The 11405-nt window shown below is 43.9% G+C and carries 10 protein-coding genes; 6 read left to right on the plus strand and 4 right to left on the minus strand.

From position 1 onward, the window contains the following. Positions 1-240: 240 nt before the first annotated feature. Positions 241-585 carry a DVU0772 family protein gene (locus BR06_RS0101200; protein ID WP_031479304.1) on the minus strand — a complete coding sequence of 115 codons (345 nt, stop codon included), beginning with the start codon at positions 583-585 and terminating at the stop codon, positions 241-243. 190 nt (positions 586-775) lie between these two features. Here BR06_RS0101200 and BR06_RS0101205 point away from each other — a divergent pair, with 190 nt between their 5' ends. Beyond that, positions 776-1405, plus strand: a complete 630-nt coding sequence (locus BR06_RS0101205) for a YigZ family protein (RefSeq protein WP_031479306.1) — start codon at positions 776-778, stop codon at positions 1403-1405. A 7-nt stretch (positions 1406-1412) separates the two neighbouring features. Beyond that, a complete protein-coding gene (locus BR06_RS0101210) occupies positions 1413-1868 on the plus strand; it encodes a DUF3795 domain-containing protein (protein ID WP_169738210.1) in 456 nt (151 codons plus the stop codon). Positions 1869-1947: 79 nt separating this feature from the next. Here the strand turns inward: BR06_RS0101210 and BR06_RS0101215 are convergent, their stop codons facing one another. Genes BR06_RS0101215 through BR06_RS0101225 form a run of 3 tightly spaced genes read right to left on the minus strand, consistent with a single transcriptional unit; the run spans position 1948 to position 5186 of the window. Further along, positions 1948-2685 carry a fumarate reductase iron-sulfur subunit gene (locus tag BR06_RS0101215; RefSeq protein WP_031479310.1) on the minus strand — a complete coding sequence of 246 codons (738 nt, stop codon included), beginning with the start codon at positions 2683-2685 and terminating at the stop codon, positions 1948-1950. A gap of 2 nt (positions 2686-2687) precedes the next feature. Next, positions 2688-4526, minus strand: coding sequence for a fumarate reductase flavoprotein subunit (locus BR06_RS0101220; RefSeq protein ID WP_031479312.1), 1839 nt, complete (start codon positions 4524-4526; stop codon positions 2688-2690). 9 nt (positions 4527-4535) lie between these two features. Beyond that, positions 4536-5186: a fumarate reductase gene (locus BR06_RS0101225; protein ID WP_031479314.1), complete on the minus strand. Its 651-nt coding sequence runs from the start codon at positions 5184-5186 to the stop codon at positions 4536-4538. Between the two features lie 459 nt (positions 5187-5645). Between BR06_RS0101225 and BR06_RS0101230 the strand changes: the two genes are divergently transcribed. The 4 genes from BR06_RS0101230 (at position 5646) to BR06_RS0101245 (ending at position 11249) form a co-directional block, all read left to right on the plus strand. After that, on the plus strand, positions 5646-8489 hold the full coding sequence (locus BR06_RS0101230) for a M16 family metallopeptidase (RefSeq protein WP_031479316.1): 2844 nt from the start codon (positions 5646-5648) through the stop codon (positions 8487-8489). A 142-nt stretch (positions 8490-8631) separates the two neighbouring features. Then, positions 8632-9321, plus strand: a complete 690-nt coding sequence (locus tag BR06_RS0101235) for a FadR/GntR family transcriptional regulator (RefSeq protein ID WP_031479318.1) — start codon at positions 8632-8634, stop codon at positions 9319-9321. A gap of 34 nt (positions 9322-9355) precedes the next feature. Further along, positions 9356-10153 carry a sulfite exporter TauE/SafE family protein gene (locus tag BR06_RS0101240; RefSeq protein ID WP_031479320.1) on the plus strand — a complete coding sequence of 266 codons (798 nt, stop codon included), beginning with the start codon at positions 9356-9358 and terminating at the stop codon, positions 10151-10153. Positions 10154-10238: 85 nt separating this feature from the next. Then, positions 10239-11249 carry an alpha-hydroxy-acid oxidizing protein gene (locus BR06_RS0101245; protein WP_031479322.1) on the plus strand — a complete coding sequence of 337 codons (1011 nt, stop codon included), beginning with the start codon at positions 10239-10241 and terminating at the stop codon, positions 11247-11249. The last annotated feature ends 156 nt before the right edge of the window (positions 11250-11405 follow it).

Raw genomic sequence — 11405 nt, forward strand, 5'->3', positions numbered from 1 at the left:
CCTGTTTAAGCAGCACACCAAATTACTATAAAAACTTAAAACCTAATAAATTAATTACTATTAATACCTGCTGAATCTAACACCTGAAAATTAGCAATTCAAGTATAATCGGTTTTTTAAAACAAACCCACTTATATATATGGTTAAGGAATGAGATAAATGAGTAGAGCTGCTAACAAAAGTAAGAGGAGGCCGACATAATCGACCTCCCCTTCGGGTTAGGCAATAAGGAGATGGGAGCTAATTGTTCATTTGGGTTTCAATCCATTCTCGGACTTCTTCATTAATGGGGTAATTACCCTTCAAGCCGCCAACTGACTTATTAAACCTTTCTGCTATATCTCTAGGCAGGTCTAGGCTTAGCAGTTCACGGGCTTCCTCCGAGTTTCTGCGGACAAATAGCACTCTTGGCCTATCATCCCACATATATACGGTAAAATAGTTTGTGAAATCTAACTTTGAAGTGACCGGCGTAAACTGACTATTCCATGGGTGGTTCCCCCATTCCAAGTAAAGAGTCACCGCGTCCTCTGGCGTCATATCCCAATCGATGTCCCAATTTCTGTATTCACGTAAGCTTCCCATAACCGTCTCCTTATTTAACTATTTAATTCAGCTCCTATCCCATTGGCCTTGTCTAAATAATAACAATTACTATTACCAAGTCAAGTTAATTTTACTTTTATTTTAACTTATCTTGCAGTAAAAGTTTTTAATCGTTTTCACATTCATGCTAAATCTTGTTCTCCTTAACAATTATGACTTACCTTAATTTATGAAAAACAAAGCATACCCTGTCCCTCAACTACCTGTACGAACTGAAGATGTTATAAAAAAAAGCAGATTCATATGTGATATCTGCCGCGTTCAAAACAGGGAAGAAGCAAAAGCTTTCATTTCCGCAATCAAAAATGAATTTCCTGATGCGAGACACCACTGCTCTGCGTTTATCGCAGGACCTCCACTAACGGGTAATATGGGAATGAGTGACGACGGTGAACCTCAAGGCACAGCAGGCAAGCCCATGCTTCAAGTTTTACAAGGTAGTGGAATCGGAGATATCGGTGTTGTTGTAACAAGGTATTTCGGTGGAATTCTTTTAGGCACAGGTGGCCTAGTCAGAGCTTATTCCGGAGCTGTGCAGCAAGGGCTTGAAGCTCTTACTGTTGTGATGAAAGTTCCCATGCGGGTTGTGACTGTTGAGATTGGATATGGTCAGGAGGGAATGCTTAGGCGTATGCTTGACGATTTTAAAGCGAATATTGAAGAACAAACTTTCGGCGCAGACATTACATTCAGTTTAATAATGCCGTCTGATCAGGTTGAATCTTTCACGAAAGTAGTAATTGAAGAAACCAGCGGAACAGCAGAAATCATGGTGGATGATGAAGATGTTTGGCTATAGGATTAAAATGAAATTAATAGATAAAGTCGCTTATTGCGGAATATACTGTCCCGACTGCATTCATTATCAAAACGAATATAGCAAACTGGCAAGTGAACTTAAAAATCATTTGCTAGAAATAGGGCTTGATAAATATGCCAAAACTAAAAGCCCTTTCGGTGCACAATTTCAAAACTATGAAGAATTTGAAACAATCTTATCAGCCCTTGCAGAAACCAAGTGTGATAAACCCTGCCGTGCTGGCGGTGGATGCTCAGGCATTCCATGCGAAATCATGGATTGCTGTATTTCTAAAAGCTACGAAGGGTGCTGGGAATGTTCGAATGTAGACAGCTGTGATAAATTTACTTTCTTAGAACCACGTTGCGGTAAAATGCCTAAAAATAATATTCGCAAAATCAAAAAGCTCGGCCTTGATGACGGCATAGAGCAAAGAGATAATTTCTACATTTGGCTAAAGTAGCTAATTCCTCGTAAAACAAAAAAAGCTCCCGACAGGCGTAACCTACCGGGAGCTTTATCATTCTAATGTAAGACTTAGTTTACTTCTTGAATATCTGCTTAAGAGCTACAACACCCATCTTACGACGGAGGTAACTAAGCTGATTCATGAGCGGAAGATTCTTCGGACAAACATCTTCACAGGCCAGTAAGCCCATGCAACCGAAAATACCTTCATCAGAACCGATAACTTCAAAGTATTCTGCATCGGTACGCTTATCACGAGGATCAATAACAAAACGACCTAAACGGTTAAGAGCAGTTGCACCCATGAAGTCATCACGAAGGCGTGCAGTACCACAGGCGGCAACACAGCTACCACACTCAACACAACGGTCAAGTTCGTAGATTTCTTCCGCAATAGCATTATCCATAGGGTCTTCAATTGCAGTTGGATCAAACACTTTATCAGTGTGTACCCATGACTCAACCTTGTTGTACATTTCACGGAACCATGAACCTGTATCAACAGATAGGTCACCTACCAATTCGAAAACAGGTAGAGGGGTCAGTGTGATTTCATCAGGGAGGTCCTTAGTCTTGGTATGGCAAGCAAGACCGGGTCTTCCATTGATAACCATTGCACAAGAGCCACAGATACCAGCACGACAACAGAATTCGAACTGCAAGGAACCATCCTGTTCTTCACGGATGCGGTTCAAAGCAATAAAAAGGGTCATGCTGTCAGTTTCGTCCAGACTGAAAACTTCCATACGAGGTACGGATTCAGGATTCTGTGGATTAAATCTGAATATTTTGAATTTTAGCTGTCTTCCCACGGCTAGCTCTCCTCTTTGCTGTCTGCGCTGATAATCTGCATCTTGCCGTAACCACGATCTCCCGGCGGCATTTCGAAGCTAGGAGAAGCATCTTCATATTCAAGCGTAGGAAGATCATCATCAGGATTCTTCCAGTAAGCAAGAGTACGAGTCAGCCAGTCACGGTCGTTACGTGCAGGGTAATCTTCGCGGTTATGACTTCCGCGAGACTCTCTACGCTGCAGAGCACCGTACGCAACACAAAGGGCAAGTTTAACCTGTCCTTCGATTTTAAGAGCTGCGGAAAGCTCAGGACTTGCGCCGTATCCATCAGTCTGTAAACCAACGCTTCTTGCGCGTCTCAGTACATCCTGAAGTGTTTCAACACATTCGGTCAGACCTTCTTCAGTACGGAAAACATGCGCGCCCTTATCTAGAGCGTTCTGCATTGCTTCACGGACTTTATATACATTCTCATTACCGTTCTTACCGCTGATCATATCATCAATGCGCTGCTGCTGTTTGGCGGCAGTTTTGGTGATTTCAGCTGTAGGAATGTTGCATTCGTAATCTTTAAGAAACTCAACAATCTTAGCACCGACGATACCGCCAGCAACGACTGTTTCAGCAAGTGAGTTACCGCCGAGACGGTTAAATCCATGCATGTCCCAACAAGCAGCTTCACCTGCGGAGAACAGACCTTTAAGTCCGTATGCAGCGCCGTCTTTATTTGTACGCACACCACCCATGCTGTAATGCTGAGTAGGACGAACAGGAATAAGCTGGGTAACCGGGTCAACTCCGAGGAATGAAGTACAGATTTCATATACTTCGCGAAGTTTACCAGTGATGTGCTTTTCGCCGAGATGACGAATATCAAGCCAGAGATGCTCGCCGTAAGGAGAAGGAACACCTTTTCCGAGGCGCATGTGGTGAGTCATCCAGCGGGCAACAACGTCACGGGAAGCAAGCTCAGCTTTATCTGGCTCGTAAATGTGCATGAATCTTTCTTCATTAACGTCAAGCAAAGTTCCGCCATCGCCGCGGCAACCTTCAGTTACGAGAATATCAGTTGGCACAATCCCTGTAGGATGGAACTGAACAGCTTCCATATTTCCGAGAGGAACAACGCCAGTGTCGAGCACCGCGCCATGCACTCCGCCGTCACAGATGACAGCATTTGTGGAAGCTTTGTAGATTTTACCAAAACCACCGGTAGCGACCATAGTTGCTTTAGCAACGTAGGCGATAAGCTCACCAGTGCGGAGAGAACGGGCAATAGCACCGTAACAGGTTTTGCCGTCTTGAATCAGAGCAATCGCTTCACTTTTATCGTGAACTTCAACGCCGAGCTGAGCACAACGGTTATCCATAGTATAAAGAACAGAGTGACCAGTACCATCAGAAACATAGCAAGTACGCCATTTAGCAGTACCGCCGAAGTTTCGAGCAGTGATCAATCCGCGTTTTTCTTCTTTCTCTTCTTTGTCGAACTGCTTTCCACCCTTGAAGTATTTGGATTTACCAGGAACAACGCGGTTCCATGGCACACCCCAATCACATAGGCGGCGCATTTCGATAGGAGCAGTGTCTGCGAATAAACGAGCAACTTCCTGATCACATCCCCAGTCAGAACCTTTTACGGTATCTGCAAAGTGAACGTCAGTGTTGTCTCCTTCACCCATAACACTATTACCAAGAGCTGCCTGCATTCCGCCCATTGCAGCGGCAGAATGAGAGCGTCTTGCTGGAACAATACTTAGACAAACAGCGGATAGACCCGCGCCAGCAGCTTCAGCAGCAGCACGTTCTCCGGCAAGTCCGGCACCAATAATTAGTACGTCTTTATATATAGTCTGCATCAATCCCCCTTATACTCCCAGAGTCATATAACGAACAATTGTCGCAAGGCCGAGGACGAGAAAAAAAGCTCCGAGACCAATTGCAATCTTATTGAGCTTATCGCGCGAATAATCCTTAGCAACACCCCACTTAACGGCAATACGGTAAAACCCTGCAACAACATGCAGAACAACCAGCGGAGCTAAGATAAGGTAGAAATAAACCCAAGGCCCAGACTGCATACGAGCAGCGGAGCGAGCAGCAGTGATTGGCAGTTCGCTAAGAACAGTCCACATGTGGATTGAACCCATAATGAGGATAATCATTGCGGAAGTAACCTGAACAATCCAAAGCCAAGTGTCTCTGTGGTTCAACATTTTGGCATGAGCCCAAATGGTCTTCTGACCTTCAAGCCTGAATGGAATCTTACGAGCTGCAACATAAAAATGAAAAAGGAAGACCAAGAAAAGCAAAGGTCCGCCGACCTGAGCCATGTAATTCGCTTCATACTTATGAGCAATAGCGTCCATAATTTCAGGATTAACCAGTACGCTTGAAACAAGAGTCATATGCATAAACACGAAAATGATGAGCGCTACACCGGAAATCATCTGAAGCCAGTCCAGAATAGCATCAGTTTTGCCCGACTTGGCAGCCGTGACAGGTAAATCAAAAGACATCAGCACCTCCATTTAAGTATTTAAAAGATACCTCGCAACTATCATTTATTGGGTTGAAATATTGTATATCATCGATTGGTTTGTCAATCAATCAATCTTGTAAAACTACTTTTGACGTTCCACATCTTGCACAATTGAGAACGCATTTTTAATCTTTAAGAAAGTTTATTATAAATTATAACAGCAATTAACAATAAACCCCTTCTCAAATTAACAAACGAGCAACGCCCCGTTTCTTATAAAGTCATCATACATTCAACTATTTAACAAAATTAGCATTACAACAAATTCCGTATTTTTGCATTTGAAAATGAAACCATTGCTATTTACAATCTTCCGTTGACCACATAGCGTCCGATGCTTAGTTCTACTTGACCAAGTAAGGTAATTAGATTTGCTCTAAATATTGAGTGTTATTTCCACGGCAAAACACCATTGACATACGGGAGTTTAAGAGACATGTTCCCCCATCAAAAATACGCGGCTGATTTTACCGCAAAAGGATTCAGAATTGAAAAGCTATCCATCCTTCTCCTTCTACTCGGAGTACTTATAATGACTGCCGGATGTAAGGTTGAAAGAACCGCACAAACAAAAAAGCAGGACGCCACCGCCCTGTCTGAAGAGATCGTTACAAATGCTGCTCCAGCCGTGAACGAATCTCAGGCCACTTCTCAGACTAAAAGCTCTGCCGAAAAAGCCGCCATAACAGAACTTAAAAAAGAAATTTCCGATGTACTTGCATCAGGAGAAGGTCCACATACGATCAAGCTCAAAAACGGCATGACTCTCCTTATAAAGGAAGACACTAGATTTCCTCTGGTCAATGTACGTCTGTTTGTTCATGCCGGATCGGCTTACGAGACACCTGATCAGGCCGGCATCAGCCATCTTCTCGAGCATATGGTTTTTAAAGGGACCGAAAAACGCGCCCCTGGGCAGACTGCTCTTGAAATCGAATCTATCGGCGGTGATATGAATGCCGCGACAAGTTTCGACTACACAGTATATTACGTTGAAGTGCCCGAAAATGAGTGGAAGCTCGGCATGGATATCGTTACAGATATGGCGTTCAACGGCAAAATTGATCCAGAAGAATTAAAGTCCGAACGCGAAGTTGTTCTTTCCGAATTGGAAAGAGGCGAAGACAATCCCGGAAGCAGAATATTCAAGACTCTGCAATCCATAGTATGGAAAGATACCAGCTACCAGTGGCCCATTATCGGCTACCGTGAAACTGTTGAAAAAATATCTTCCGAAGATATTCACGCATACATCGACAGACTTTATCAGCCGCAGTCAATGCTACTTAGCGTTGTAGGTAAGATTGATCCTGAACAGGTTGCCCTTGAAGCAGAACGCTTATGCGGTTCATTAAAATCATCACAGCCTGTTGTTCCTCCTGTCGAATTCCCATTTCCTGAAACAGGTAAAACAACAGTAAAGATAATCCCCGGAAAATGGAACAAAGCGTACATAGGTGCAGCTCTGCCAATTCCCGGCTTAAGCTCTGCGAAAGTTGCAGGACTTGAAACTCTTTGTGAACTATTAGGTGGCGGAGAAACTTCTAAGCTTTACCGCAAATTTAAATATGAAAAGAGAATGGTCGATAGTATTTCAGTGTCATCCCTGACGCTTGAACGCTCGGGCATGCTCTACATTTTCGCGACCCTCGATGCGGACAAAGTTGAAGAGTTCTGGAAAGAGCTCATGGTGGAAATGTCTTCCGTCGATTTCAACCAGTTCACCGACCGTGAAATGGACCGCGTTTCCATGAATCTCGAAGATTCACTTTTCCTTACCAAAGAAACACTTTCCGGCCTTGCATCAAAGCTTGGTTACTTCCAGTTCTTTGAAGGTGGACAGCAAGCTGAGGAAAATTACCTTTACGATGTAAAGAACATTTCCCGCGCTCAGCTTCAGGAACTTTACGAAGAATACTTCGTTCCTGAAAAGCTGGCATCCTGCATGCTCATGCCCGAAGGTTCAAAAGTAACTGAAAAGAACATTGAAGACATTATCGCCGCCAACTGGACTACCAAAAAAGCAGACGCAGGCGAAAGCAATATGTCTGGTCCTGGTGAAGCAGCCACAATTGAACTTGCCAACGGCAGCAAGCTTGTCTTTATTCCTGACACCACTCTGCCCTACACCGCGATGTCCATGTACTGGACTGGCGGAGATGCAGATCTGTCTAGAGATGAGCAAGGCCTTTCAGCTCTTGTTTCGCAAAGTCTAACTCGCGGAACAGCCAGCATGAATGCCACTGAATTTGAAGATTACGTTTCTGACCGGGCTACCTCCATCGGAGCTTCTGCCGGACGCGAAATATTCTCAATCAGCTCTAAGTTCCCTTCAAAATTCACAGCGGACGTATTCCCGCTTATCAGTGAAATTCTTACAGCTCCACGTTTTGCGGCAGAAGAAATTGACCGCGCTAAACAGGATCAGGTTTCAGCTATTAAGCGCAAAGAAGATCGCGCTATGGGCCTTGCCTTCCGAAACATATTCCCGTTTCTGTTTAAAGACGGAAGCTACTCATATTACCACTTAGGTGTACCGAAAACGGTTATGGATTTCACGGAAGAAAACATTCGTGAGTTCTGGACAAGACAGTCAACACGGCCGTTTGTAATAGCTGTCTGCGGTGATTATGATCGCGACGCAGTTATGGACTTTGCCTACGAACTTGATGCTAAACTGGTCAAGAAAGATAAGCCCGTAGAAATTCCAGTACCTACTTGGGGAGATGAAAACAGTCTTGAGCTGACTCTGCCGGATCGTAATCAGGCACATCTAATGGCTGTGTTCCCAGTTCCCGGAATGGAAGATGAAGAAGCCACTGCTGGCCTGTCTCTACTAAGAGCGGCTCTAGCAGGACAAAGCGGATTACTGTTCCGTGACCTACGCGACAAGCAGGGCCTTGGTTACACTGTAACGGCCTTCCTCTGGCAGGCACCAAAAACCGGATTCATGGCCTTCTACATCGGCACCAAGCCAGAACAAGTAGAACAGGCAATGGCTGGATTTGAAAAAACAGTTGTAATGCTGCAAAAAGAAGATCTTCCAGAAGATGAAATTCAGCGCGCAAGAAATATTCTGAGAGGCGAATACTATTCGGATCATCAGAGCTTGCTATCAAGGAGCAGAGAATCTGCGAGCCTCATAGTGAGAGGATTCGAGCCTGATATGGGCATCAAGATTATCGAAAAAGCAGCGAAGATGAGCGCACCAGAAGTACGAGTGCTCATCAACAAATATCTGGACTGGAACAAGAGATACACTCTAACTGTTCAGCCCTAGCCAGAAAAGTAAACCTGCTATTAAATTAGTCCCCTACCCCCGTAGAATAACAATTCTGCGGGGGTTCTTTTTATTGCATGATCAAATAAACAATGATATTGGTCTGACCAATTACTAGCTAATAAAATTGGTAGGACCGACTATGAACATTAAAAACATGCAGAATCCGGTTTATGAATCTGTTGCGAACCAGATAACAGAGCTTATAAAATCCGGTGAATTGCAGCAGGGAGATAAACTTCCTTCTGAGCGCAGCCTTGCGGAAAAATTTAAGGTTTCCCGTAGTTCTGTTCGTGAAGCTATTAAGTCGCTTGTGCACAAAAATTTAGTTGAAAGCAGACGCGGCGATGGAACTTATATCCTTGCTGGCGCTGATTCACAGATTATTGATGCTTTTTCTGAAGCTTTTGCGGATCAAAAAAAACGGATAAGCGACATTTTTGAATTTCGAAAAATTGTTGAACCTCAGATTGCGGCCCTTGCTGCTATCTCCATCGATGATGACACGCTCAATCGCATGAAAGTGATTGTTTGCAATCAAGAAATTAGACTTCGCGCAGGCGAAGATAGTAGCGACCTTGACGCGCAGTTTCATCATGAAATTGCGCTGGCAACGGGCAATAGTATTTTTCCAGACATGCTGGACGCGCTAAGTAAGATTATGGATGAAAGCCGCTCGGAACCTTTGCAAAACAAACGGCGGCTGGAAAAGTCTATGACAGCGCATTTTAATTTGCTGGAAGCATTTGAAAAGCATGATTCAGAAACGGCTCGCAAAGTGATGAAGCAACATATCGAAGATGTAGAATCTGCTGCAACTGGCTCTGATTAATTATAAAATATTTAATGAAAGAGAGGAACCGACTGTGATTACGACCTTATTTATTTTTGTAATACTTGGTGCATTTGCCGGAGTTCTTGCAGGGCTTCTGGGTATTGGTGGCGGGCTTGTGATTGTCCCGATTCTTTATTTCGCACTTCCTCCTCTAGGAGTTACTGAGGGCCAGCTGATGCATGTTGCACTGGGAACTTCTCTTGCAACCATTATTTTCACCTCGATTTCCAGCATGCGTGCTCATAACAAAAGAGGCGCTATTCGTTGGGATATTTTTAAGACCATCACACCGGGTATTTTGATTGGTACATTTTTGGGGTCTTGTTTCGCATCCTACTTAAATACAACTGTCCTGAAAATAATCTTCATCGTGTTCCTTTACTATGTAGCATCTCAGATGCTTCTGGGCCTTAAGCCAAAAGCTTCGCGCGATATTCCTAAAAAATGGGGAATGTTCGGAGCCGGTAACATTATCGGGGGTATGTCCAGCCTTGTAGGTATTGGTGGGGGAACACTTACTGTTCCATTCCTGACCATGTGTAACATTCAAATTCACACAGCTATCGGTACTGCAGCGGCAATCGGATTGCCCATTGCTTTAGCCGGAACAGCAGGTTTTGTTTGGACAGGGATAGGCGATCAAGGACTACCTGAATGGACAATCGGTTACGTATACTTGCCAGCCCTTATTGGTATTGTGTCCACAAGCATGCTTACGGCCCCGTTCGGTGCAAAACTTGCTCACAGCCTGCCTGTTGCTAAACTTAAAATGATTTTTGCAATTCTACTTTTCATTGTGGCAAGTAAAATGCTGATCAGCCTTTTTTAATTAGTAAGATTGAATAGCTCTGAGACTAAAATCTCAATATTTATATTTTTCAAAGTACTTTAATTTATATTCAGGAGTAATTGACATGAAATCAGTTCGCGAAAACGCTAAAGAATTAATGAAAGGCTTCTGTAAGGTTTGTCCCGTATGCAACGGTAAAGCCTGTGCAGGCGAAGTCCCCGGAATGGGCGGATTAGGTACAGCTTCCAGCTTTAAAAACAATGTTAAAGCTCTTGCAGACATAAAGCTGAACATGCGCACCATCCACGATTTCTGTGAACCGGATACCAGCGTAAATATCATGGGCATGAAGCTTGATATCCCCGTACTTGCCGCTCCCATTGGCGGAGTCTCCTTTAATATGGGCGGAAAAATAGAGGAAGCGGATTACATTTCTGCAAAACTCAAAGCTTGCACCGCGAAAGGAATCATCGGTTGTACCGGAGATGGCGTTCCAGAATTCATCTATCAGAGCGGATTTAACGCAATTGAAGAAGTGGGCGGACATGGCATTCCTTTTATTAAACCCTGGGAAGAAGCTGAACTTCATATGAAACTTGAAAAAGCTGATCGAACAGGTGCTAAAATCATCGGAATGGACATCGATGCGGCTGGTCTTATCACCCTTAGAAAAATGGGCAGACCTGTTTCTCCCAAGCCGATTAGTAAATTGCGCGACATAATTGAGTCAGTTGATGCCGACTTCATATTGAAAGGAATAATGACCCCAGATGAAGCAAAGATGGCTATTGATGCCGGTGCTAAGGGTATTGTTGTTTCAAACCATGGCGGACGTGTTCTTGATTCATGTCCTGGAACTGCGGAAGTATTGCAAGCTATATCTGAAGCTGTTGCAGGCCAGTGCTGCATTATGGTGGATGGCGGTGTTAGAACCGGTATTGACGTTCTTAAAATGCTCGCTCTGGGCGCAGATGCAGTCATGATCGGACGCCCTTTCTCCATCGCGACCATGGGTGGATTGCAAGAAGGCGCAGAGAAATACATCGATCAATTGAAGTCTGAATTCACTCAGGCAATGGTCCTTACTGGCACAGAAAAAGCTGATTCAGTCGCTCCAACAGCACTTTATTTCTAAATTAATGCAGTTTATTTAGGGTTTTATTAAAAGTTCTAAATAAAATCTAGGAATGTGTTGACGCATTATTCCCAGAAGCGTATCTTTGAATCAAGAGGTAAAGGCAGTCATGGAAATGACTTTTTATCTAACCCTCAACGGGAGTCAACTTAGCGT

The sequence above is a fragment of the Maridesulfovibrio frigidus DSM 17176 genome (genome assembly GCF_000711735.1).
In the GTDB taxonomy this organism is placed as follows: domain Bacteria; phylum Desulfobacterota; class Desulfovibrionia; order Desulfovibrionales; family Desulfovibrionaceae; genus Maridesulfovibrio; species Maridesulfovibrio frigidus.